Consider the following 23,431-nt stretch of genomic DNA (forward strand, 5'->3'; position numbering starts at 1 on the left):
GCACCGGCCAGGTCGTCCTCGAGCCGCAGTCCGAGGTCACGGCGCAGTACGTGACCATCTGGTTCACCTCCCTCGCTCCCTCCGACGACGGCCGCTATCGCGCCAGCCTCGGCGAAGTCACCGTCCGCTGACACGATGACGACCACGCCCCTCGACGAGGTCGACGACCGGATCCTCCTGCGGCGCCACGTCGCCGGTGACCGAGAGGCCTTCGGCGAGGTCTACCGGCGCCACCGTGACCGCATGTGGGCCGTCGCGGTCGGCGTCTGCGGCGACCGCGAGCTGGCCGCCGAGGCCGTCCAGGAGGGCTTCGTGTCGGCCTTCCGTCGGGCCGACTCCTTCCGCGGTGACGCCCAGGTCACGACCTGGCTGCACCGCATCGTCGTCAACGCGAGCATCGACCAGATCCGCAAGACGCGGCCCACCGCCGAGCTGACCGACGAGGTCGTCTCGCGCGCACCGGCAGCACCCGACTCCGCAAGCCGGGTCGACACCCGGCTCGCCGTGCACGAGGCGCTGCACAGCCTGCCCGAGGGACAGCGCCTGGCCCTCGTCCTCGTCGACATGCACGGCCTGCCCGTCGCCGAGGCCGCGCAGGTGCTCGACGTCGCGGTGGGCACCGTCAAGTCCCGCTGCGCCCGGGGCCGTGAGGCCCTCGCCGCCGCGCTGGTCGCCGCAGGTTTCACCGACGAGGGAACCTCCGGCGCAGCCGACACGTCAGACACACCAGGCCACACGGACTCGAAGGGAGGTGGCCATGACTGAGGACCAGGACCCCACGGGCATGCGTCACCTGCTGGCCAGCCTCAAGGAGAGTGGACCGATGCCCGCCGACCTCAACAAGCGCATCACCGAGAGCCTCGCGGACGAAGAAGCCGCCCGCCAAGCTCCGTCAGACACCGCCGACGTCGACGGTGACGGTGGGGCGTCGGACACCGACGACACCCCCTTCTGGCGGACGATGGGCGACGCCGGCCCGCGGGGCACCCGGCGGCCCAAGGCGCCGTGGATCCTCGGAGCGGCCGCCGCGATCGTCGTCGCGCTCGGGGTCGGCGGTCTGATGATCAACCGGCTCGACGGCGGCGGGGACACCGCATCCGACGCCGCGCCCACGCAGAGCGCGAAGCAGTCCGCCGGGAGCAGCGAGGCGGCCGGAGACGCGGCCTCGCCCGACGACGAGGTCCCGGCCTTCGTCATCACCGCGAGCGGCCAGGACTACAGCGAGGCGACCGTATCGGACGGCGCATCGCAGCTGCTCGACAACCCCACCGAGTTCCCCGAAAACACCAACGACCGGGCTCTGGGCACGCTGACGACGGCAGCCGGTGCCAGCGACTGCCTCGCCCGACTCGGCGCACCCCAGATGCAGGCCGTCGTCGTCGACGTCGCGAAGTTCGACGGGGAGGACGGTCTGCTCATCGTCGCCCAGAGCCTCCCCGACGGCCCCGCCAAGGCCTGGGCCATCACCTCTGGGTGCGAGCCGATCTGGCCGGACGCCGTCGACCTCACCGAGCAGTGACCTGAGCGGGGGTGCGCCCCGCCCCGGGGAACAGACGGATCTACGATGGCGTTGACCTCTCAGACCGTGCGCGCCCTGTGGCGCCCTCCCCGATCCAAGGACTCTCCTCGTGGCCGACGCCAGCTCCGACATCCGCAATGTCATCATCATCGGCTCCGGCCCGGCGGGCTACACCGCCGCCGTGTACGCCGCCCGGGCCAACCTCCAGCCCCTGATGTTCGAGGGCTCGGTCACCGCCGGCGGAGCACTCATGAACACGACCGATGTCGAAAACTTCCCCGGCTTCACCGACGGCATCATGGGTCCTGACCTCATGCTCGGCATGCGCGCACAGGCCGAGCGCTTCGGCACCGAGATCGTCACCGACGACGTGACCGCCGTCCAGCTCGACGGCCCGGTCAAGGTCGTCACGGACGGCGAAGGGGGCACCCACCGGGCCCACGCCGTCATCCTCGCCATGGGCTCGGCCTACCGCGAGCTCGGGCTGCCCGACGAGAAGCGTCTGTCGGGCCACGGCGTCAGCTGGTGCGCCACCTGCGACGGTTTCTTCTTCCGCGACCAGGACATCGTCGTCGTCGGCGGGGGCGACTCCGCCGTCGAGGAGGCCACCTTCCTCACGAAGTTCGCCCGCTCGGTGACGATCGTCCACCGGCGCGACGAGCTGCGCGCCAGCAAGATCATGGCCGAGCGCGCCCACGGCAACGACAAGATCCGGTTCGCGTGGAACAGCGAGGTCGCGGCGATCCACGGCGACGACAAGGTCACGGGGCTCACCCTTCGCGACACCGTCACCGGCGAGACGCGCGAGATCGAGGCCACCGGCCTCTTCGTCGCGATCGGTCACGACCCGCGCAACGAGCTGCTCAAGGCCACCACCGACGCGACGACCGTCGCACTGGACGAGGAGGGCTACGTCCTCGTCGACGGACGCTCCTCGCGCACCAACGTCGACGGCGTCTTCGCGGCCGGCGACCTCGTCGACCACACCTACCGTCAGGCCATCACGGCGGCCGGCTCCGGCTGCGCCGCGGCCCTCGACGCCGAGCGCTGGCTCGCCGCCCGCGAGGAGGCCGGCCTGCCCGCCGAGGACCAGGCCCTCACCGCGCAGGACAACCCCGTCGCCGGCACCGTCGGCGCCCGCTGACCCACCGATCCACCACCGACCCGTCACCGAGAGACAAGGACCCGACATGGCGACCACGCCGACCACCGATGCCACCTTCGAGCAGGACGTCCTCAAGAGCGACATCCCCGTCCTCGTCGACTTCTGGGCGACCTGGTGCGGCCCGTGCCGCGCCGTGGCCCCGGTCCTCGAGGAGCTGTCCGGCCAGTACGACGGCAAGCTGAAGATCGTCAAGCTCGACACCGACGCCAACCCGCAGACGACCGCGAAGTACGGCATCACCTCGATCCCGTCCATGTACGTCTTCCAGGGCGGCGAGGTCGTCAAGACGATCGTCGGTGCCGTCCCGAAGCCCAAGCTCGTCAAGGAGCTCGACCCCTTCGTCTCCTGAGTCTGACGAATTTGGTTGTGGCACATCGGCATTGATCCGAGCGTCACACACACGAGAGGCCCCGCGGCGCTGCCGCGGGGCCTCTCGTCGTCAGAGGCGTCAGTCGATGTCGGCCTCGACGCCCATCTGCCCGAGGACGCGCTCGAGGTCCTCCATCGACGCGAACTCGATCGTCATCCGTCCCTTGCGCTGACCGAGGTTGATCTTCACCCGGGTGTCGAGCCGATCGCTGAGACGGCCGGCGAGATCGTCGAGCTGCGGGCTGTACCGGCCCGCCCGGGGGGCGGATCGGCGCGGCTTCTCCGGGTCCATGCCGAGGGCCACGATCTCCTCGACGGTGCGGACCGACAGCCCCTCGGCGACGATGCGCTGGGCGAGTCGCTCCATCTGCTCACCGTCGTCGAGCGTCAGCAGGGCCCGGGCGTGGCCTGCGCTGAGGACCCCGGCAGCGACCCGACGAGCCACGAGTGGGGGCAGCCGCAGAAGACGCAGGGTGTTGGAGATCTGCGGGCGGGAGCGCCCGATCCGCCCGGCGAGCTCCTCCTGTGTGCATCCGAAGTCGTCGAGCAGCTGCTGGTAGGCCGCCGCCTCCTCGAGGACGTTGAGGTTGCTCCGATGGAGGTTTTCGAGCAGTGCGTCCCGCAGGAGGGCGTCGTCCTCCGTGGCCTTGATGATGGCCGGGACCGTCTCCTTGCCGGCCGCGATGCTGGCCCGCCACCGGCGCTCGCCCATGATGAGCTCGTACTCGACGCCGTCCTCGGCGGTGACGCGCCGGACCACGATGGGCTGAAGGACACCGATCTCACGGATCGAGTGGACCAGCTCGGACATGTCGTCCTCGTCGAAGACGGTGCGGGGCTGCTTGGGGTTGGGGCGGATGGCCGCCACGGGAACCTCGGCATAAGTCGCTCCGGGCACCGGTGCGAGGCCGTCTGGAGCCGTCTGCTCCGCGGGCGCTTCCTGCTCCTGCGAAATACCGCTTGTCGGGGCATCCGGGACGACGGTCTTCGACGAGTCGGCACCCTCATCCGACGCGGAGTGCTGCTCCGCCACCATGCCGGCGACCGTGTTGGGGACCGTCGGGGTCCGCTCCTGGTCTCGGAAGAAGACGTCCACGGGGCGCTCGGTGCCCCGTCCTGCCGTCCCGGCGTCAGGGATCAGGGCTCCCAGGCCCCGCCCGAGACCGCGTCGCTTCTCGCTCATGCTTCTTCCTTCATCTCGGCGCCACGGTGGGCGATCTCGGCGGCGGCTGCCCGGTACGAACGGGCCCCCGTGCTCTGCGGGTCGTAGGTGATGACGGTCTGGCCATGGCTCGGAGCCTCGGACACGCGGACCGATCGCGGGACGGTGGCCTCGAGCACCTGACTGGCGAAGTGCTCCCGCACCTCGTCGGCCACCTGCGCCGACAGCCGGGTGCGGGCGTCGTACATCGTCAGCAGGATCGTCGACACGTGGAGGTCCTGGTTGAGATGCGTCTTGATGAGCTGGATGTTGTTGAGGAGCTGGCTCAGCCCCTCGAGGGCGTAGTACTCGCACTGGATCGGGATGAGGACCTCGTCGGCGGCGACGAAGGCGTTGACCGTCAACAGACCTAGGCTCGGGCGAGTCGATGATGACGTAGTCGATCCGGGCCACACCGGCCTCGGCACGCTCCACCATCCACCGGTCGATCGCCTTGCTCATGCGGCTCTCCCGGGCAACGAGGGAGACCAGCTCGATCTCCGCTCCCGCCAGGTCGATCGTCGCGGGCACGCACCACAGGTTGTCCACATCCGGACACGCCTGGATGACGTCAGAGATCGCGGTGCCGTCGACGAGGACGTCGTAGACGCTGGGGACCTCGGAGTGGTGGTCAATGTTGAGCGCCGTGCTCGCATTGCCCTGCGGGTCGGTGTCGATGAGGAGGACGTGGAGCCCGGCCTCGGCGAGCGCGGCAGCGATGTTGACCGCCGTCGTCGTCTTGCCTACACCACCCTTCTGGTTCGACACCGTCATGATCCGCGGCCTCGGCGGGCGAGGGAGCGTTGGCGGCTCGTCCGCGGCGGGGCGGGCGGCGCCCTGCGTCTCGTCGATCTCCGGCACGGCTACCTCGTGGGTCGGGGCGGGTTCCGCCAGGGACACGGGGTCGGTCACGTCGTCCACAGGTGCCGCGTCGAGGGGTGGTGCAGCCGCACCCACCACCTCGTCGGCGATCCAGCCGACAGGTGCCGTAGCCGCCGGTGTCTCCAGACCCGGCCATCCGATCCCCGGGGCAACGGTTCGTGCTGGTGTCACCGAGACATTCCTCCTGTGGGCATGCGAGCCCCGCCATCCAACCCCAGCGGGGGCCGACACGCCAAACGCGCGTGGTCGTTGTGGATGACAGGCTCGTCATGCACAGGGATGTCCACATGTCGTGCACAGCCGTCTGGGGATGGCGCCGTGTTTCACGTGAAACGCGAGAGGTCGACGGTGGCGCCATGGAGCCTGCTGCTTCGGAGTGCAGCTGGGGCCGCTGATCCTCCGGACCCGGGCGTGACACGACCGCGGCCCGTTTCACGTGTTTCACGTGAAACGGGCCGCAAATGAGTCCGGTGCGAGCTAGCCGCCCCGCACCGAGCAGTCCACGGTGAGTGTCGGCTCGTCCAGGATGTCCGCACCGTGCGGCGTGACCTCGCTTGCTGTCACTCCCAGTCGCCGTAGCACCTTCGCCGCCTTAGCGATCTCATCCGCTGCCGATCGCCCCTTCATGGCAATCATCTGACCACCGGGGTCGACGAGAGGGACACACCACCGGGCGAGCTTGTCGAGACGGGCCACAGCCCGCGCCGTGACGAAGGGAGCCGACAGCTGGCCGTGGAACTCCTCGGCGCGACCACGGTGGACGGTCACGTTCTCGAGGTCGAGCTCGCGGGTCGTGTGCTCGAGCCATTCCGTCCGTCGGAGCATCGGCTCGACGAGATGGACATCGAGGTCGGGTCGAGCGATCGCCACAGCGAGACCGGGCAGACCTGCGCCCGACCCCACGTCGATGACACGGGCGTCTCGACTGAACGCGTCCTCGATGACGGCACAGTTGAGGACGTGGCGCTCCCACAGGATGGGCACCTCGCGCGGACCGATGAGTCCGTGGCTCACACCCGTGTCCGCGAGGATGGCGACAAAGGCCTCGGCGCGCGGACGGCGCTCACCGAAGAGTCGGTGAGCGCCGTCCGGGGCCGGGGGGATCTCAGCGGTCATGACCGGGCCGTTTCACGTGAAACGTCACGCATCGGCGGAGTCGGCGGCGGCCGAGTCCGAGGTCGATGCGTCGGTCGACTGGTCGCCGGCAGCCGCCTCAGCGGGGTGCACGACAACGTAGCGCCGGGGCTCCGTACCCGAGGAGTCCGAGACGAGGCCCGCAGCCAGCACCTCGTCGTGGACGACCTTGCGCTCGAAGGCGCTCATCGGATCCAGGTCCACCGACTCGCCGGAAGACTTCACGGTGTCGATCGCCTGCTGCGCCAGCTCGACGAGCTCGGCACGACGAGCGGCGCGGTGGCCCGCGACGTCGAGCATGAGGCGGCTGCGGTCGCCGGTCGCCGACTGCACGGCGAGGCGGGTCAGCTCCTGCAACGCCTCGAGCACCTTGCCGTCCTGGCCGACGAGCCGCCGTGGGACCCGACCTTCGTCCGAATCGACGACCGCCACGGCCGCGCGGTCTCCGTCGATGTCGAGGTCGATGTCGCCGTCCAGGTCGGCGATGTCGAGGAGCGTCTCAAGGAAGTCAGCCGCGACCTCCCCCTCCCGCTCCAGCAGCTCACGACGCGAACGCTTCGGCGCCGCCGTCTCGGGGGTGGGGGTCTCCGTGGTCTCCGGCTCGGCCGCGACCTCGGTTATGGGGGTCTCACTCATGGTGCTTCTCCTGCGTGTGGCGGGCGGTCGTCCAACGAGGGACGACCGAGGTCAGTTGTCAGTCTTGGGCTTCTGCTCGCTCACGGCAGAGCCACCCGACTTCGGCGGCGGGCCGCCCTTCTTCTTGGCCCGCCTCTTGGAGGTGGGCTGCTGGCGCTGACCAGAGATCACGCCCTTCGCCGTCAGCTCCTCGGCCATCTCGGCGTCGTGAGCCCGCTCGCGCGCCTCCTCGGGGGTGTCGAGCGGCTTGCCCGCCTTGCGGCGACGATCCTGCATCGCCTTCTCCGCGGCGGAGCCGGGCGCCGGCATGCGACGGATGACGTAGAACTGCTGGCACATCGTCCACAGGTTGGTCGTGAACCAGTAGATGAGGACACCGATCGGGAAGTAGACGCCGGAGACGGCGAAGATGATCGGGAAGAGGTACAGCATGATCTTCTGCTGCTGCGCGAACTGACCCTCGAGCGCGGCAGCCGGCATGTTCTTGCGCATCAGCTGGTACTGCGTCGTGAAGGTCGTCAGCGACATGAGGATGATGAGCGTGATCGTCACGATCTTGACGCTCAGGCCCCCGTCCGTGCCCAGGAACTGGGCCGACAGCTGGGCTCCGAAGATCGTGGACGACTCGGCCTGGGCCGCGACCGCCTGGGTGATCGGGCCGATGCCGCTCTTGGTACCGGCACCGATCTCGTCGAGGCTGTTGAGCACCCGGAAGAGGCCGAAGAAGAAGGGCATCTGCGCGAAGATCGGCAGGCAGGACGCGAAGGGGTTGGTCCCGCTGTCCTTGTAGAGCGCCATCGTCTCTTCCGTCATCTTCTGACGGGAGTCCGGGTCGTTCTTGCCCTTGTACTTCGCCTGGATCTTCGCCATCTCGGGCTGGATGAGCTGCATCTTGCGCGAGGCGTGGATCTGCTTGACGAAGAGCGGGATGAGCGCCGCCCGCATGACGACGACGAGGCCGACGATGGACAGCGTCCAGGTCCACCCGCTCGCCTCCGGCAGGCCGATCGCGGTGAGTGCGCCGTGCCACAGATGCATGATCCAGGCGACGAGCCACTCGAAGGGGTACATGATGTCGCTGAAGCTCACGTGGTGAACGTCCTTCGGTCGGTGACGCCGGTGTCGACGTCGTCGTCGTCGCGCTCGACATCGGCGAAGCGCGGACGCGCCAGGTCAGGCGAGCCGCGCTGCGCCCAGGTGTCGGGCACGTGGTCGATGCCCCCGGCGGACCAGGGGTTGCACCGCACGATGCGGTGCACGGTCAGGTAGCTGCCCCGCACGAGGCCGAACCTGCGCAGGGCGGTCAGACCGTAGGCCGAGCAGCTCGGGAAATAGCGGCAGCTCTGGGGCAGCAGTGGCGAGACGAGCAGCTGGTAGCCGCGCACGAGGCCGATGAGTGGCAGCGCGAGCACCTTCATGCCCGGTCCCCGTCGAGGAGGTGACGCAGGCAGTGTCGAAGGGCGTCACCCAGCTCGTGCGAGTCAGCGGCGGCTGCAGCCGGGTTGGCCCGGATGACCACGTCGGCTCCGGCCGGCAGGCCGCCGATCAGCTCGGCGGCCTGGGCCCGCAGACGGCGCTTCACCCGGGTCCGGGTCACGGCATTGCCCACCGCTTTGGACACGACGAGACCGACGCGCGGGGAGTCATCTCCTCGGGCGTCGGTCTGGGTCGAGTCCGCCACACGGGCATGGACCACGAGCAGCCTGGAACCGTGGCGCTTGGCGCCGCGTCCCCGGATGGTTGCCGCGAAGTCCGCGCGGTCCGTCAGGCGGTGCCGCGCGGGCAGCACCAGCGGCTCGTCAGGCGGAGAGCTTGGAGCGGCCCTTGGCGCGGCGGTTGGACAGGATGGCCCGGCCGGCGCGGGTCCGCATGCGCAGACGGAAGCCGTGCGTCTTGGCGCGGCGACGGTTGTTGGGCTGGAAGGTGCGCTTGCTCATGGCAGTCTCCGATGGGTCGGTGGGCCGGTGGGCCCGGTGCTGAAGTCCTCTACGCCCTTCGGCCGCGATCGGAAGCCCACCTCGCTCACCGGGGGTCCAGCGGGATGATGGGCATGCGAAAGCGGCCGACAGGCCGACGACCACGGTACGGGACGCCGCCACAGAGGGTCAAACCCACGACGATCGGCCGGTGTCGGTGGGCCAACCGCATGACGATGCCAGCGTCGGCGGGCCCGGACGAGGCGACACGCCGATGACGGCACGATTGCCGGTCCGATCGGCTTGCCCCGGCCCGCTCGGGTTGTTAGCGTCAGCGCACCTGCCCCACATGTATACCCACAGTCTGTGGACAACGATGTGGATGATCCGCCGTCACCGGGGCAGGATGAGAGCTGACAGGGAATCGATCGGCCAGCGAGCCGCAGGAATTTGAGGTGTGCGCCCGTGGCCGACGAGGTCGACTTCGGTGAGGTGTGGCGCACCACCCTCGAGTCCCTGGACGCCGACGGTGTCCCCGTCACGCGTCGCGCCTTCCTCAGCATGGCCCGCCTCGTCGGACTCCTCGACGACACCGCCCTGATCGCCGTCCCCGACGACTTCTCGAAGAACTTCGTCGAGCAGCGCCTGCGCCGCCACGTCACCCAGGCCCTCTCCGACCAACTCGGGCGTCAGATCCGCCTCGCGGTGACCGTCGACCCCGACCTCGCCGACGGTGAGCCGCTCCCGCCGACCCAGGGTCTCGACCCGGAGCCGGCTGCTCCCGCGGAGACGACCGCCCCCCCGACCCCAGGGCCTGTCGTCGACCCTGCCCGTCGAGGACCGCGACGACGGCCTCGTCGACGAGGACCCCGAGCCGGCACCCGTGCGACCGCGTCGCGGGCGGCCCGAGCCCGAGCAGGTCGAGCTGACCCGGCTCAACCCGAAGTACATCTTCGACACCTTCGTCATCGGCGCGAGCAACCGCTTCGCCCACGCCGCAGCGGTCGCGGTCGCCGAGGCCCCGGCCAAGGCGTACAACCCGCTCTTCATCTACGGCGAGTCCGGCCTGGGCAAGACCCACCTGCTCCACGCGATCGGGCACTACGCCCGCAGCCTCTACCCCCACGTCAAGGTGCGGTACGTGAACTCCGAGGAGTTCACCAACGACTTCATCAACAGCATCCGCGACGACAAGGCGGCCAACTTCCAGCGTCGCTACCGCGATGTCGACGTCCTGCTCATCGACGACATCCAGTTCCTGCAGGGCAAGATGCAGACGCAGGAGGAGTTCTTCCACACCTTCAACACGCTGCACAACGCCAACAAGCAGGTCGTCATCACCTCCGACGTCGCTCCGAAACTCCTCTCGGGCTTCGAGGAGCGGATGCGCAGCCGCTTCGAGTGGGGCCTGCTCACCGACGTGCAGCCGCCTGACCTCGAGACCCGCATCGCGATCCTGCGCAAGAAGGCCATCCAGGAAAAGCTCTCCGTCCCGGCGGACGTCCTGGAGTTCATCGCCAGTCGGATCAGCACCAACATCCGCGAGCTCGAGGGTGCGCTCATCCGCGTCACCGCCTTTGCCAGCCTCAACCGTCAGCCGGTCGACATCGGGCTCGCCCAGATCGTCCTCAAGGACCTCATCCCCAACGAGCAGTCGAGCGAGATCTCGAGCGCGACGATCATGGCGCAGACGGCCGACTACTTCGGGCTGAGCATCGAGGACCTGCAGAGCGCCTCACGCACCCGGTTGCTCGTCACCGCGCGCCAGATCGCCATGTACCTGTGCCGCGAGCTCACCGACATGTCTCTGCCCAACATCGGCAAGCAGTTCGGCGGCCGCGACCACACGACGGTCATGCACGCCGAGCGCAAGATCCGTGAGCTCATGGGCGAGCGGCGGGCGATCTACAACCAGGTCACCGAGCTGACGAACCGGATCAAGCAGCAGGCCGGCTGACGATCGATCACTATCGGTCGATCTATCCCCCAGCAGATATTCACGGATACACGCGCATCGCTCGTTGTCCACAGGCTTCTCCCCAGCTGTGTGCCACCCGAGATCCGGGCGTGATCTCGCGGGACCCCCTCCCTTCGTCCACATGTCCCCAAGGTGTGGACAACCTTGTGCATACCCGGAAGCACCTGAAAAGTCGGGGTACGGCGAGCCTCGTCCACACCACGTCCCCCGCTCGTCCACACCCTGGCCCGGCGCGCGCGGTGCCGAGGGGCTGGCCACTACCTTCGGACGCCTGGAGGTGGCCCCAGACCACCGGATCTACCCACAACCGGGTGAGGACGACGCTGTGCACGACGTGTGCACGACGAGGGCCCACTGGTGACGACGCATCTCCACCCACAGCACCCCTCTGTCGTGCACGTCGTCATCCACGGCGTTGTCCACAGCTGTGTACCGCCAGATCTCGGGCCAGAACCCACTTGTCCACGAGATCCACACCGCCCATGACAACGATGAGTCCTCTCTCCATCCGATCCCTCCCCCACGCATGACGGTGGCCCGATCTGTGGACCACGCCCGGACGACGAATGACAAGGCGACCCGCAGTCGCCGACCGGGCGCTCGACCGCGTAATGTCTGGAGCCCATGCGTGTGCGCACGTCCGACGTGTCATTCGCCATGGGCACCACCGAAGAACGTGTCATCCATCCAGCTCCCTCACGGGCGCGCCGAAGGGTAGGTCTGTCGTGAAGTTCCGCGTCGAGCGCGATGTGCTGGCCGAGGCGGTCACCTGGGTGGCCCGCGGTCTGCCGAACCGACCTCCGGTCCCCGTCCTCGCAGGTGTCCTCATCGAGGCCAGCGACGAGGGCACGATCACGCTCTCGACCTTCGACTACGAGGTCTCGGCGCGGATCACCGTCGCCGCCGAGGTCTCCGAGCCCGGGACCGTGCTCGTCCTCGGCCGCCTGCTCGCCGACATCTCCCGCAACCTGCCGGGCAAGCCGGTCGACGTCACCACGGACGGCGCCAAGGTCCAGGTGACCTGCGGCAGCTCGCGCTTCGCCCTCCTCCAGATGCCGGCCGACGAGTACCCGACCCTGCCGACGAGCCCCGAGGCCAGCGGCAGCATCGACGGCACTGCCTTCACCCAGGCCGTCCAGCAGGTGCAGATCGCGGCCGACCGCGGCGACACCCTGCCGATCCTCACCGGCGTGCGCGTCGAGATCGAGGGCGAGAAGGTCACCCTGCTCGCCACCGACCGCTACCGCCTCGCGATGCGCGAGCTCACCTGGAAACCCAATGCCTCCGATGCCAGCCACATCGCGCTCATCCCGGCCCGGACCCTGTCCGACACAGCCAAGGCCCTCGGTGCCGCCGGCTCCATCGAAGTCTCCCTCGGTGCCGCGGCGGGCGGCTCCGGTCTCGTCGGCTTCGAGGCCGGCCAGCGGCACACGACGAGTCGTCTGCTCGACGGCGAGTACCCCAAGGTCGCCAAAATCTTCCCGAGCTCGAGCGAGACCGAGGCGGTCGTCGACACCGAGCTGCTCACCGAGGCCGTCAAGCGCGTCGCTCTCGTCACCGAGCGCAACACCCCGGTGCGGCTGAAGTTCACCGACGGCCAGGTGACGATCGAGGCCGGCACCGGCGACGACGCCCAGGCCTCGGAGGCCGTCGAGGCCGCCGTCGACGGGCCCGACATCGAGGTCGCCTTCAACCCCGGCTACCTCCTCGATGGGCTCGGCGTGCTCGGCACCAACTTCACCCGGCTCTCCTTCACCGCTCCCCTCAAGCCGGCGATGATCACCGGCCAGGAGAGCCAGGACGGCGAGATGGACACCTCCTACCGCTACGTCCTGCAGCCGGTGCGTCTCGCCGGCTGACCTCCCTTCGTCCTGCACCCCAGGGCGACCCCCGACAGGAAGGCACTCGTCATGCAGCTCGGTCTCATCGGTCTGGGCAAGATGGGCGGCAACATGCGCGAGCGTGTGCGCCGTGCCGGTCACGAGGTCGTCGGTTACGACACCAACCCCGAGGTCTCCGACGTCGAGTCCGTGCAGGCCATGGTCGAGGCGCTGCAGACCCCGCGCGTCGTCTGGGTCATGGTGCCGGCGGGCGAGGTGACCCGGGCGGTCATCGCCGACCTCGCTGAGCGTCTCGAGCCCGGTGACCTCGTCATCGATGGTGGCAACTCCCGATTCAGCGACGACGGCCCCAATGCCGAGCTGCTCGGCACGAAGGGGGTCGGGTACCTCGACTGCGGCGTCTCCGGCGGCATCTGGGGCCTGGACAACGGCTACGGCCTCATGGTCGGTGGCGACGCCGCGCACGTCGAGCAGGCGATGCCGATCTTCGATGCGCTGCGTCCCGAGGGGCCGCGCGACGAGGGCTTCGTCCACGCGGGCGCCGTGGGTGCCGGTCACTACGTGAAGATGGTGCACAACGGCATCGAGTACGGCCTGATGCACGCCTACGCCGAGGGCTACGAGCTGCTCGAGAAGAAGGACATCGTCACCGACGTCCCCGGCGCCTTCAAGGCGTGGAGCCGCGGCACCGTCGTGCGCTCCTGGCTGCTCGACCTCATGGTCAAGGCCCTCGAGGAAAATCCCGATCTCGACGACGTCAGCGACTACACCGCCGACTCGGGAGAGGGCCGCTGGACCGTCGAGGAGGGCATCGCCAACTCCGTGCCGATGCCGGTCATCTCAGCCTCGCTCTTCGCGCGCTTCGCCTCCCGTCAGCAGGTGAGCCCCGCGATGCAGGCGGTCGCCGCGCTGCGTGGCCAGTTCGGCGGCCACCAGGTGATGACCGTCGCCGAGGGCGAGGACCTGCGTGCCGAGGCGGCGAAGGGCGTGGCCTCGCCCGCCGCGAGCCGGGCCCAGGAGGACAAGAAGATCGACAAGCCGGCGGCCCCCGCCGAGGCCGCGCAGGGGGATGCCGCCGACGCGGGTCCCACGTCGGGCACGCAGAGCACGGGTGGGTCGCCGGGACCGACGAGCGGGTCCGGGTCGACCGAGTGACGTGCACGTCCGTCACCTGAGCATCGGGGACTTCCGCAGCTATCCGAGCGCCGAGCTGGCACTCGAGCCGGGTGTCAGCACTCTCGTCGGGCTCAACGGCCAGGGCAAGACCAACCTCGTCGAGGCCATCGGCTACGTCGCCTCCCTCTCCAGTCACCGGGTCGCGACCGACCAGCCGCTCGTGCGCTTCGGCGCGGACCGGGCGATCGTGCGGTGCGCTGTCGTCCGCGACGGTCGCGAGAGCCTCGTCGAGCTCGAGATCACCCCGGGCAAGGCCAACCGGGCCAAGCTCAACCGCTCGCCGCTGCCGCGGACCCGCGACGTGCTCGGCACGCTGCGCACGGTGCTCTTCGCGCCGGAGGACCTGGCGCTCGTCAAGGGCGACCCGGGTGAGCGGCGGCGCTTCCTCGACGACCTCCTCGTGCAGCGTCAGCCCCGCTGGGCCGGGGTGCGCTCCGACTACGACAAGATCCTCAAGCAGCGCGGTGCCCTGCTGAAGTCGGCAGCCTCGCTCCTCGGTGGCCGCCCGGGGCGGGGGCGACGCAGCGCCTCGGTACCGGAGGGCGTCGACCCGCGGGAGGCCGCCGAGGAGGCGGTGCGCACCCTCGACATCTGGGACGACCACTTGGCGACGGTCGGCAGCCAGCTGCTCTACGCGCGACTGCGGCTGCTGCGTGACCTCGTGCCGCACCTGCAGGAGGCCTACCGCGAGGTGAGCGCCAACCAGTCGGAGGCGACTGCCGTCTACCGCAGCTCGCTGCACGATGCGGCGGCCGAGGCGATCGCCGGCGGCGCGGTGCCCGAGCCGGACGAGCTGCGCACCATGCTCCTGGAGACGCTGGCGGAGCGGCGCAGCCAGGAGATCGAGCGGGGGGGTCAACCTCGTCGGCCCCCACCGTGACGACCTCGTGCTCGGGTTGGGCGAGATGCCGGCGAAGGGGTACGCGAGCCACGGTGAGTCGTGGTCTTTCGCCCTCGGTCTGCGGCTGGCGGCCTACCACCTGCTGCGGCACGACCTGGGCGACGACCCGGTGCTCGTGCTCGACGACGTCTTCGCCGAGCTGGACTCCGGGCGGCGCGAGCGGCTGGCCGCGATGATCGCCGACTGCGAGCAGGTGCTCATCACCGCTGCCGTGCCCGAGGACGTGCCCGAGGGGCTGGCCGGCCGCACCTACGCGGTGAGTCTCGGCGAGGTGTCCGCCCCATGAGCGAAGGGGAGGTCCCGCCCCCTTCGTCGGAGGGCGGGGTGGAGGGGCCGCAGGAGCAGGACGCCGCCGCAGCGGCACTGGCCCGGGCCCGCGCCGTGGCGGCGGGCAAGGGGCTGCGCCCGGGGATGAAGCCGCGCCGCAAGCGGAAGTGGCAGCCGCAGGGGGTGCTGTCCTTCGGCGGCCGCGACCCGCAGACCATCGGTGACCAGGTCGAGCGACTCGTCGGCGACCGCGGTTGGCAGGTCGACGTCGCCGCCGGGTCGGTCATGGGCAGGTGGTCGGAGATCGTCGGTCGTGAGGTGGCCGAGCACTGCGAGCCGGTGACCTTCGAGGCCGGGGTGCTGTCGGTGCGTGCCGACTCGACGGCCTGGGCGACCCAGATCCGGCTGCTGTCGAGCACCCTGCTCGGGCGGATCACCGACTCCGTGGGGCCGGACGTCGTCCACGAGATCCGGGTGCACGGGCCGAGCGCCCCGTCGTGGTCGCGTGGTCCGCGGCGCACGAGCGACGGTCGGGGCCCTCGGGACACGTACGGGTAGAGCACACTGGGCACGTGGGGATCCTGCAGACCGATGCCATCGTCCTGTACCAGGTGCGGTCCTTCCTGAGCAACGACTTCGCGATCCACGACCTCACCGGGCAGCCGGTCGGGCGGATCGTCACAGAGGGTGGTGCGGGCTCGCGGCTGCTCATGGGCAACCGGCAGCTGGCGATCGTCGACAGCGACGGGACCCTCCTCATGCGGCTCGTCGACCCGCCCAACCTCGGTCTCGACCGCTTCGAGGTGCTCGACGGGCACGGCAACCTCGTCGCGCGCATCGTCAAGGAGTTCACCCTCTTCAAGAAGGCGCTGCGCATCGAGCTGACGACCGGCCCGCAGCTGCGCCTGGACGGTTCCCTCTTCGACCACGAGTTCAGCGTGACCGGGCCGGGTGGGGTGGCCGCGACGGTGAGCAGGCACTGGCCGGGCGTCACCCAGGTCTTCCTCGGGCGCGAGCGCTACGTCCTCGGCTTCAGCCCCCAGGTGCCGGCCCCCGAAAAGCTCGGGACGATCGGCGCCGTCATCGCGCTCGACCTTATCCGGGCCAAGCAGCGCAACAACGGCTGAGCGTACGCCTGCATGGTGTGGGTCAACTGCTTCTTCATCCGCGACCTGCGCACCCCTTTCGGTGGGCTGGCGACGCCGGTGTCGGGCGCGAAGGGGTGACGCCCGTCACGGACGATTGGCGGTCACCCCGGGTTGTTATGGCATCGTGAGGTGCCGCTCTTGATCCCGAGGGCGTGTCCATGCCTGCGAGGAGAGCATCATGAGTGGTCCGAAGGACGGTCGAGGCGCTGACGCCTTCGACGACTTCTTCGGCGACCCCACCCCGTCCGGTCACATGGGACCGACGCGGGAGGTTGCGCCCACGGAGTCCGAGGACGAGCCCACGCAGGACGTCGAGCTGCGCCGCCGCGGCGAGCCCACGCAGGCCACGCCGGTCGTCCCGCCGATCACGCCCGAGCCCACCCCGTCGGGTGCCGTGCCCGAGGACTGGTGGCAGCCCGAGCCGCAGGCCGCGCCACCGGCGGCCCCCGCCCCTGCCGCCTGGCAGCAGGCCCACGCCGCGCCGGCGCAGCAGGCCTACGCGCAGCAGCCGCAGGCCCATCAGCCTCCGCGTCGCGAGCCGGGTCGGGGTGTGTCCCCGGCGGGCATGGTCGGCATGCTCGTCGGTGGGGTGCTCGTCGGTGGCCTGTGCGTCGGTGGGGCCGTCATGGCGCTCAACAGCGCCGACGACGAGCCGGTGGCCACGTCGACGACGGTCACGTCGACCTCCACCTCGCAGCCGACGACCTCCACATCGACGTCCAGCTCGACCTCGTCGTCGAGCAGCTCCTCGTCGACGACGGACAGGCGCACGGGCAAGCTCCCCGACGGCGTCACCAAGTGCGCCGGACCCAAGCAGGGCACCTCCGTGGGACGTGGCTCCGAGGTCACGAGCTGCGCCTTCGCCGGCGCGGTGCGCGATGCCTACCTCGCGGAGGACCCGACGAGCGGCTCGACGAAGCTCGAGGTGCGCAGTCCCGTGACCAAGAAGAACTACACGATGACCTGCACCGGCTCGACCATCACCCGCTGCACCGGGGGCAACGACGCCGTCGTCGTCCTCTACTGACGTGCGGCGGCGGCTGCTCGGCGGGTCGCTGCTGACGGCGTTCGTCGTCGCCACGGGTGCCTGTGGCGCCCCGGAGGGCCCGTCGAGCGCAGCCTCCTCGAGCAGCTCGACCCCGAGCACCTCGGTGACGAGCACGGCCAGCCCGACCTCGACGAAGCCCTCCGCCGGTCTCGCGCGTGACGTTCGCCGGGTCGTCGCGGACCACCCGGACGCCGACATCGCCCTGGCCTACGCCCCGGTCGGTGGCGGCGTGCCGGTCGTCGTCGGTGATGCCCCGCCGCTCGTCGCCTGGTCGACGATCAAGGTCCCTCTCGCCCTGGCCGTCGTGCGTGCGGGCGACGGTGAGCGCCTGTCCACCGACATCACCTCGGCCCTCACCGCCTCGGACAACGAGGCCGCAGCGAGGCTGTGGGAGTCCCTCGGCGACGGGGCGAGCGCCTCCGGGGCGGTGGAGGAGCAGCTGCGTCGTGGGGGTGACCGTCGCACCGGGGTCCCGTCGCGCGTCGTCGTCGAGGGGTACTCCCCCTTCGGCCAGGCGACGTGGCGCCTGACGGACCAGACCCGGATGACCTCCGCCCTGCCCTGCCTCAGCGGTTCGCGACCGGTCACCACTGCGATGGGCCAGGTCGTCGACGGCCAGCGCTGGGGTCTCGGCGGCATCGCCGGGGCCCGGTACAAGGGCGGCTGGGGCTCGACGCCGGAGGGGTACGTCGTGCGCCAGCTGGGGATCGTCCCCGGCGAGGGCGGTCGGACGGCGGTGACCCTCCAGGTACGCACCGGGACCCATGCCCAGGGCACGGCCATCGCGGACCAGCTCGCCCAGGTCGTGCGCCGGCACCGCGACGAGCTGCCGGCGGGCGCCTGCTCCTGACCCCGGGACGGCGAGAGCCCGCCACCCCGGACGAAGGGGGTGGCGGGCTCGCCGCGTCGTGGGCCGGGTCAGGAGGCCTTGGTGACGCTGTCGGTGATGGTCTTGGCGACCTCGGCGGTCTCGTCCTTGTCGATGGTCGAGACGGTGATGACGGCGGCGCCCGAGTCGGACGGCACGGCGATCATCTGGCCGTGGACGGTCTGGCTGCCCGCTGACATCGTGTAGGTCGCGACGGTGGCCTTGCCCGAGTCCGTGTCGACCTCCTCGGTGCCGGAGACCGTGGCGGACTGCTGCGCAAGGCTGGCCTTGAGGTCGGACTCGGTGAGGGCCTGGGGGCTCGGGATGACATTGATGTTGGGGGAGAAGCCGTCCTCCGCCTCGCCCATGACGAGCACGTCGATGCTCTGCGACAGCTGGGTGAGGAACTGGTCGACCGGCTGACCCGCCGTCTCGGCCATCGTCTTGATCGACTGCGGGGCCTTGTCGGGGTCCTTGGCCAGCGCGGACGGGTCCACGGTGGTCCAGCCGTCCGGCACGTCGAAGGTGACGCCGGACTTCGACGCGGTGACGCTGCCCTCGCCGCCGCTCTCGCCCTCGGCGGACTCACTTTCGCTCGGGCTCTCGGAGGCCGACTCCGAGGGCGACTCGCTGCCCTCGGAGGAGCTCGCGGAGGACTCCGCTGAGCTGGAGGTGCTCGACGAGCTGCCCTCGGTGTCGGAGTCACCGCCGCAGGCGGAGAGCGCGAGCGCGGAGGCGGCGGCCAGGGCGGCGAAGGAACGGGTACGGCGCGTGGTCATCATGCTCTCGAGCCTCACGACGTCGGTGCGCAGCGCCATGGGGAGGACTCCCCGACGGCGCGTCGTCGTGCAGCCGACGAGAGCGCCGGAGGGGCCCCGATGTGTGGAGGGAGTCGTCCGGCGCCCCGTGGGGCGGCGAGAGCCGCCGCCACGGGCCCACAAGATGCCGCGCGAGGACGCTCCAGAGGGTAGGATCAGAGGGTTGAGGCCGCGGTGCCAGCCCCAGGGGCCAGCCCGCGGCGATCCATGCACCGCACCAGCTCGAGGAGCACCGTGGCAGACGAGCAGTCGCCTGAGATCCAGCCGAAGTCCCCCGACACGGGGAGCCCCGAGTACGACGCGAGTGCGATCCAGGTCCTCGAGGGCCTGGAGGCCGTGCGCAAGCGGCCCGGCATGTACATCGGCTCCACCGGCGAGCGCGGTCTGCACCACCTCGTGTGGGAGATCGTCGACAACGCCGTGGACGAGGCGATGGCCGGCCACGCCGACACGATCGACGTGACGCTCATGGAGGACGGTGCCGTCCGGGTCAAGGACAACGGCCGCGGCATCCCGACCGACATCCACGAGGCCGAGGGCATCTCCGCGGTCGAGCTCGTCCTCACCCAGCTGCACGCCGGTGGCAAGTTCGGCGGCGGCGGCTACAAGGTTTCCGGTGGCCTCCACGGCGTCGGCTCGTCCGTCGTCAACGCCCTCTCGACCCGCCTCGACGTCTGCGTGCGGCAGAAGGGCCACGCCCACCGCATGTCCTTCGACCACGGCGTGCCGACCGGCCCCCTTCGCCGTGAGGAGGAGACCGACGCGACCGGCACGACGATCACGTACTGGGCCAACCCCGAGATCTTCGAGACGGTCGAGTACGACTACGAGACGATCCGCGCCCGCTTCCAGCAGATGGCCTTCCTCAACAAGGGCCTGACGATCAACCTCGTCGACGAGCGGGTCGACGAGCCCACGGAGACCGAGCAGGCCGAGGACCTCGACCACGTCGACGACGACATCACCGAGGTCGTCGACTCGGAGGGCGGCGAGACCGCCCCCGCCAAGAAGGCCCGCAAGGTCTCCTACCGCTACGACAACGGCATCGTCGACTACGTCAGCCACCTCGTCGGCTCCAAGAAGGCCGAGCCGGTCACCGCCGAGATCATCTCGATCGAGACGGAGGACACCGAGCGGGCCCTCTCCCTCGAGCTGGCGATGCAGTGGACGAGCGCCTACAGCGAGTCCGTCCACACCTATGCCAATGCGATCAACACGCACGAGGGCGGCACCCACGAGGAGGGCTTCCGTGCGGCGATGACGAAGCTCATCAACGACTTCGCGCGCAAGCAGAACCTCCTCAAGGACAAGGACGACAACCTCACCGGCGACGACATCCGCGAGGGTCTGACCGCCGTCATCTCCGTCAAGCTCGGCGAGCCGCAGTTCGAGGGCCAGACCAAGACCAAGCTCGGCAACTCCGAGGTCAAGGGCTTCGTCCAGCGGGCGATGACCGACGAGTTCGGCCACTGGCTCGAGGCGCACCCCAACGAGGGCAAGGACATCGTCCGCAAGGCCGTCCAGGCGGCCGCCGCCCGCATGGCCGCGCGCAAGGCGCGTGAGGCGACCCGGCGCAAGGGGCTGCTCGAGTCGGGCGGCCTGCCCGGCAAGCTCTCCGACTGCCAGTCCAAGGACCCGACGATCTCCGAGGTCTTCATCGTCGAGGGCGACTCCGCCGGCGGCTCGGCCAAGGCGGGCCGCAACCCGGAGAACCAGGCGATCCTCCCGATCCGCGGCAAGATCCTCAACGTCGAGAAGGCGCGGATCGACAAGATCCTCGCCAACCAGGAGGTCCAGGCGCTGATCTCGGCCTTCGGCACGGGCATCGGCGAGGACTTCGACATCGCCAAGGCGCGCTACCACAAGATCGTGCTCATGGCCGATGCCGACGTCGACGGCATGCACATCCGCACCCTGCTGCTCACGCTGCTCTTCCGCTTCATGAAGCCGCTCATCGAGGCCGGCTACGTCTACCTGGCGCAGCCCCCGCTCTACCGCCTCAAGTGGTCCAACCACGACCACGAGTTCGCCTTCACCGACCGCGAGCGCGACGCCATGGTCGCCGAGGGCCAGGCGAAGGGGTGGCGACTGCCCAAGGACAACGCCATCCAGCGCTACAAGGGTCTGGGCGAGATGAACTACCAGGAGCTGTGGGAGACGACGATGGACCCGGCCAGCCGCGTGCTGCTCCAGGTGACCCTCGACGACGCCGCCGCGGCCGACGAGATCTTCGCCGTGCTCATGGGCGAGGACGTCGAGTCCCGCCGCAGCTTCATCCAGAAGAACGCGCGCGACGTGCGCTTCCTCGACATCTGACCCGGCCGGCGCGCACCGCGACGACCCGCCCTGCCCCCCCCTTCGGCACGACCCCGAGGTGACCTGACCACATGACCGACACCCCCACCACGCCCCCCGAGGCGGATCGCACCGAGCCGATCGACCTCAACGCGGAGATGCAGCGCAGCTACATCGAGTACGCGATGAGCGTCATCGTCTCCCGCGCCCTGCCCGACGTGCGTGACGGGCTCAAGCCCGTGCACCGCCGCATCGTCTACGCCATGTACGACGGTGGCTACCGCCCCGACCGCGGCTACAACAAGTGCTCGCGCGTCGTCGGCGACGTCATGGGCCAGTACCACCCGCACGGCGACAGCGCGATCTACGACGCCATGGTCCGCCTCGTGCAGCCGTGGTCGCTGCGGTACCCGCTCATCGACGGGCAGGGCAACTTCGGCTCCGCGGGCAACGACGGTGCGGCCGCCCCCCGGTACACCGAGTGCAAGATGGCTCCGCTGTCGCTGGAGCTCGTGCGCGACATCGACCAGGAGACGGTCGACTTCGTCCCGAACTACGACGGCAAGACGATGCAGCCGGACGTGCTGCCCGCGCGCTTCCCCAACCTCCTCGCCAACGGCTCCGCCGGCATCGCCGTCGGCATGGCGACCCAGATCCCGCCGCACAACCTGCGCGAGGTCGCCGACGCCGCCCAGTGGATGCTCGACCACCCCGACTCCTCCCGCGAGGAGGCCCTCGAGGCGGTCATGGGCTTCATCAAGGGCCCCGACTTCCCCACCGGCGCGCTCATCATGGGCACGCGCGGCATCGAGGACGCCTACCGCACCGGCCGCGGCTCCATCATCATGCGGGCGGTCGTCGAGGTCGAGGAGATCCAGGGACGCACCTGCCTCGTCGTCACCGAGCTGCCCTACCAGGTCAACCCGGACGCGCTGGCGCAGAAGATCGCCGAGATGACCAAGGAGGGTCGCCTGTCGGGCATCGCCGACATCCGCGACGAGACCTCCGGCCGCACGGGCCAGCGACTCGTCATCGTCCTCAAGCGGGACGCGGTCGCCAAGGTCGTGCTCAACAACCTCTACAAGCACACCCAGCTGCAGACCAACTTCGGCGCCAACATGCTCGCGCTCGTCGACGGGGTGCCGCGGACGCTGCCGATCTCGGCCTTCATCCGCTACTGGGTCGAGCACCAGATCGACGTCATCGTCCGCCGGACCGAGTACCGGCTGCGCAAGGACGAGGCCGCGATCCACATCCTGCGCGGCTACCTCAAGGCGCTCGACCTGCTCGACGAGGTCATCGCGCTCATCCGCCGCTCCCCGACCGTCGACGAGGCCCGCGAGGGCCTGATCAAGCTGCTCGACATCGACGAGCTGCAGGCGATGGCGATCCTCAACCTCCAGCTGCGCCGTCTGGCCGCGCTGGAGCGGCAGAAGATCATCGACGAGCACGACGAGATCGAGGCGCGGATCGTCGACTACAAGGACATCCTCGCCAAGCCCGAGCGGCAGCGGCAGATCGTCAAGGACGAGCTCGGTGAGATCGTCGACCGCTACGGCGACGAGCGGCGCAGCCGGATCCTCCCCTACGACGGTGACGTCGCGATGGAGGACCTCATCCCCGAGGAGGACGTCGTCGTGACGATCACCCGGGGTGGCTACGCCAAGCGCACCCGGGTCGACGAGTACCGCGCGCAGAAGCGTGGCGGCAAGGGTGTGCGCGGCGCGGCGCTGCGCGGCGAGGACGTCGTGCGCAACTTCTTCACGACGACCTCGCACCACTGGCTGCTCTTCTTCACCAACCTCGGCCGGGTCTACCGGGTCAAGGCCTACGAGCTGCCCGAGGCGGCCCGCGACGGCAAGGGCCAGCACGTGGCCAACCTGCTCGCCTTCCAGCCGGACGAGCAGATCGCCGCGGTCTACGCCATCAAGGACTACGAGGCGGCCCCCTACCTCGTCCTCGCGACGAAGCGCGGCCTGGTCAAGAAGACCCGCCTGACCGAGTACGACTCGCCCCGCAGCGGCGGCCTCATCGCCATCAAGCTGCGGGAGGACGACGAGCTCATCGGGGTCGGCCTCGTGTCGGCCGAGGACGACCTGCTGCTCGTCTCGCGGGACGCCATGTCGGTGCGCTTCCACGCGACCGACGACGTGCTGCGGCCGATGGGCCGCTCGACGAGCGGTGTCACGGGCATGAAGTTCCGCGACGGCGACTCGCTGCTCGCGCTCAACGTCATCGAGGACGGCACCGACCCGGACGTCTTCGTCGT

The 23,431-nt window shown here is 69.9% G+C and carries 21 protein-coding genes and 3 pseudogenes; 14 read left to right on the top strand and 10 right to left on the bottom strand.

The genetic code is table 11. The annotated features are described in order from the left end of the window. Positions 1-135: 135 nt before the first annotated feature. The 4 genes from sigM to trxA all read left to right on the top strand — a co-directional run bounded on the left by sigM (position 136) and on the right by trxA (position 3,033). Positions 136-765, top strand: coding sequence for an RNA polymerase sigma factor SigM (gene sigM / locus B277_RS06670; RefSeq protein ID WP_007926482.1), 630 nt, complete (start codon positions 136-138; stop codon positions 763-765). Then, positions 758-1,519: a hypothetical protein gene (locus B277_RS06675; RefSeq protein WP_007926483.1), complete on the top strand. Its 762-nt coding sequence runs from the start codon at positions 758-760 to the stop codon at positions 1,517-1,519. Before sigM ends, B277_RS06675 begins: the two co-directional genes overlap by 8 nt. A gap of 109 nt (positions 1,520-1,628) precedes the next feature. Continuing rightward, on the top strand, positions 1,629-2,663 hold the full coding sequence (gene trxB / locus B277_RS06680) for a thioredoxin-disulfide reductase (protein WP_007926485.1): 1,035 nt from the start codon (positions 1,629-1,631) through the stop codon (positions 2,661-2,663). 46 nt (positions 2,664-2,709) lie between these two features. Further along, positions 2,710-3,033 carry a thioredoxin gene (gene trxA, locus B277_RS06685; RefSeq protein WP_007926487.1) on the top strand — a complete coding sequence of 108 codons (324 nt, stop codon included), beginning with the start codon at positions 2,710-2,712 and terminating at the stop codon, positions 3,031-3,033. Between the two features lie 99 nt (positions 3,034-3,132). Here the strand turns inward: trxA and B277_RS06690 are convergent, their stop codons facing one another. The 9 genes and pseudogenes from B277_RS06690 to rpmH form a co-directional block, all read right to left on the bottom strand. Then, entirely contained in the window at positions 3,133-4,236 is a 1,104-nt protein-coding gene (locus B277_RS06690; protein ID WP_007926488.1) for a ParB/RepB/Spo0J family partition protein, read from the bottom strand. Next, positions 4,233-4,544 carry a ParA family protein gene (locus B277_RS19505; protein ID WP_420795268.1) on the bottom strand — a complete coding sequence of 104 codons (312 nt, stop codon included), beginning with the start codon at positions 4,542-4,544 and terminating at the stop codon, positions 4,233-4,235. Before B277_RS19505 ends, B277_RS06690 begins: the two co-directional genes overlap by 4 nt. Next, positions 4,545-5,028, bottom strand: a pseudogene (locus tag B277_RS19510) (ParA family protein); the annotation flags it as partial. Positions 5,029-5,613: 585 nt separating this feature from the next. Then, a complete protein-coding gene (gene rsmG / locus B277_RS06700; protein WP_007926490.1) occupies positions 5,614-6,252 on the bottom strand; it encodes a 16S rRNA (guanine(527)-N(7))-methyltransferase RsmG in 639 nt (212 codons plus the stop codon). 24 nt (positions 6,253-6,276) lie between these two features. After that, entirely contained in the window at positions 6,277-6,906 is a 630-nt protein-coding gene (locus B277_RS17400; protein ID WP_007926491.1) for a Jag family protein, read from the bottom strand. Positions 6,907-6,957: 51 nt separating this feature from the next. Beyond that, positions 6,958-7,995: a membrane protein insertase YidC gene (gene yidC / locus B277_RS17405; protein WP_007926492.1), complete on the bottom strand. Its 1,038-nt coding sequence runs from the start codon at positions 7,993-7,995 to the stop codon at positions 6,958-6,960. After that, positions 7,992-8,324: a membrane protein insertion efficiency factor YidD gene (gene yidD / locus B277_RS06715; protein ID WP_007926493.1), complete on the bottom strand. Its 333-nt coding sequence runs from the start codon at positions 8,322-8,324 to the stop codon at positions 7,992-7,994. The genes yidC and yidD overlap by 4 nt, the downstream gene beginning before the upstream one ends. Continuing rightward, positions 8,321-8,695 (bottom strand): ribonuclease P protein component, encoded by a 375-nt coding sequence (rnpA, locus tag B277_RS06720; RefSeq protein ID WP_007926494.1) that lies wholly within the window; start codon positions 8,693-8,695, stop codon positions 8,321-8,323. The genes yidD and rnpA overlap by 4 nt, the downstream gene beginning before the upstream one ends. Positions 8,696-8,705: 10 nt before the next feature. Further along, positions 8,706-8,843 (bottom strand): 50S ribosomal protein L34, encoded by a 138-nt coding sequence (gene rpmH, locus B277_RS06725; protein WP_007926496.1) that lies wholly within the window; start codon positions 8,841-8,843, stop codon positions 8,706-8,708. Positions 8,844-9,272: 429 nt separating this feature from the next. On the opposite strand from rpmH, the pseudogene dnaA reads away from it, so the two are divergent. The 8 genes and pseudogenes from dnaA (at position 9,273) to B277_RS06765 (ending at position 18,031) form a co-directional block, all read left to right on the top strand. Then, positions 9,273-10,779, top strand: a pseudogene (gene dnaA, locus B277_RS06730) (chromosomal replication initiator protein DnaA). 746 nt (positions 10,780-11,525) lie between these two features. Beyond that, positions 11,526-12,659 carry a DNA polymerase III subunit beta gene (dnaN, locus tag B277_RS06735; RefSeq protein WP_007926502.1) on the top strand — a complete coding sequence of 378 codons (1,134 nt, stop codon included), beginning with the start codon at positions 11,526-11,528 and terminating at the stop codon, positions 12,657-12,659. A gap of 51 nt (positions 12,660-12,710) precedes the next feature. Next, entirely contained in the window at positions 12,711-13,796 is a 1,086-nt protein-coding gene (gene gnd, locus B277_RS06740) for a phosphogluconate dehydrogenase (NAD(+)-dependent, decarboxylating) (protein WP_007926504.1), read from the top strand. Position 13,797: 1 nt separating this feature from the next. Continuing rightward, positions 13,798-15,004: pseudogene (recF, locus tag B277_RS06745) on the top strand (DNA replication/repair protein RecF). Then, positions 15,001-15,543, top strand: coding sequence for a DciA family protein (locus B277_RS06750; RefSeq protein WP_128277025.1), 543 nt, complete (start codon positions 15,001-15,003; stop codon positions 15,541-15,543). The pseudogene recF and the gene B277_RS06750 overlap by 4 nt, the downstream one beginning before the upstream one ends. 14 nt (positions 15,544-15,557) lie before the next feature. Next, positions 15,558-16,112 carry an LURP-one-related/scramblase family protein gene (locus B277_RS06755; protein WP_007926508.1) on the top strand — a complete coding sequence of 185 codons (555 nt, stop codon included), beginning with the start codon at positions 15,558-15,560 and terminating at the stop codon, positions 16,110-16,112. 199 nt (positions 16,113-16,311) lie between these two features. Continuing rightward, positions 16,312-17,160 (top strand): hypothetical protein, encoded by an 849-nt coding sequence (locus tag B277_RS15915; protein WP_007926512.1) that lies wholly within the window; start codon positions 16,312-16,314, stop codon positions 17,158-17,160. Position 17,161: 1 nt separating this feature from the next. Further along, positions 17,162-18,031: a hypothetical protein gene (locus B277_RS06765; protein ID WP_007926515.1), complete on the top strand. Its 870-nt coding sequence runs from the start codon at positions 17,162-17,164 to the stop codon at positions 18,029-18,031. 68 nt (positions 18,032-18,099) lie between these two features. Here the strand turns inward: B277_RS06765 and B277_RS06770 are convergent, their stop codons facing one another. After that, positions 18,100-18,831 carry a hypothetical protein gene (locus tag B277_RS06770; protein ID WP_156811750.1) on the bottom strand — a complete coding sequence of 244 codons (732 nt, stop codon included), beginning with the start codon at positions 18,829-18,831 and terminating at the stop codon, positions 18,100-18,102. A 243-nt stretch (positions 18,832-19,074) separates the two neighbouring features. Here B277_RS06770 and gyrB point away from each other — a divergent pair, with 243 nt between their 5' ends. Further along, positions 19,075-21,183: a DNA topoisomerase (ATP-hydrolyzing) subunit B gene (gene gyrB / locus B277_RS06775; RefSeq protein WP_083853676.1), complete on the top strand. Its 2,109-nt coding sequence runs from the start codon at positions 19,075-19,077 to the stop codon at positions 21,181-21,183. A gap of 71 nt (positions 21,184-21,254) precedes the next feature. Beyond that, on the top strand, positions 21,255-23,431 hold a 2,177-nt coding region (gene gyrA, locus B277_RS06780), incomplete at its 3' end, for a DNA gyrase subunit A (protein WP_007926518.1).

The sequence above is a fragment of the Janibacter hoylei PVAS-1 genome (assembly GCF_000297495.1).
Classification (GTDB): domain Bacteria; phylum Actinomycetota; class Actinomycetes; order Actinomycetales; family Dermatophilaceae; genus Janibacter; species Janibacter hoylei.

Excerpts from the sequence above, each read along its gene's own strand:
- sigM (WP_007926482.1), top strand. The coding sequence starts at position 136 with ATGACGACCACGCCCCTCGACGAGGTCGACGACCGGATCCTCCTGCGG.
- B277_RS06675 (WP_007926483.1), top strand. The coding sequence starts at position 758 with ATGACTGAGGACCAGGACCCCACGGGCATGCGTCACCTGCTGGCCAGC.
- trxA (WP_007926487.1), top strand. The coding sequence starts at position 2,710 with ATGGCGACCACGCCGACCACCGATGCCACCTTCGAGCAGGACGTCCTC.
- B277_RS06690 (WP_007926488.1), bottom strand. The coding sequence starts at position 4,236 with ATGAGCGAGAAGCGACGCGGTCTCGGGCGGGGCCTGGGAGCCCTGATC.
- rsmG (WP_007926490.1), bottom strand. The coding sequence starts at position 6,252 with ATGACCGCTGAGATCCCCCCGGCCCCGGACGGCGCTCACCGACTCTTC.
- B277_RS17400 (WP_007926491.1), bottom strand. The coding sequence starts at position 6,906 with ATGAGTGAGACCCCCATAACCGAGGTCGCGGCCGAGCCGGAGACCACG.
- yidD (WP_007926493.1), bottom strand. The coding sequence starts at position 8,324 with ATGAAGGTGCTCGCGCTGCCACTCATCGGCCTCGTGCGCGGCTACCAG.
- rpmH (WP_007926496.1), bottom strand. The coding sequence starts at position 8,843 with ATGAGCAAGCGCACCTTCCAGCCCAACAACCGTCGCCGCGCCAAGACG.
- gnd (WP_007926504.1), top strand. The coding sequence starts at position 12,711 with ATGCAGCTCGGTCTCATCGGTCTGGGCAAGATGGGCGGCAACATGCGC.
- B277_RS06750 (WP_128277025.1), top strand. The coding sequence starts at position 15,001 with ATGAGCGAAGGGGAGGTCCCGCCCCCTTCGTCGGAGGGCGGGGTGGAG.
- B277_RS15915 (WP_007926512.1), top strand. The coding sequence starts at position 16,312 with ATGAGTGGTCCGAAGGACGGTCGAGGCGCTGACGCCTTCGACGACTTC.
- B277_RS06770 (WP_156811750.1), bottom strand. The coding sequence starts at position 18,831 with ATGATGACCACGCGCCGTACCCGTTCCTTCGCCGCCCTGGCCGCCGCC.
- gyrB (WP_083853676.1), top strand. The coding sequence starts at position 19,075 with ATGCACCGCACCAGCTCGAGGAGCACCGTGGCAGACGAGCAGTCGCCT.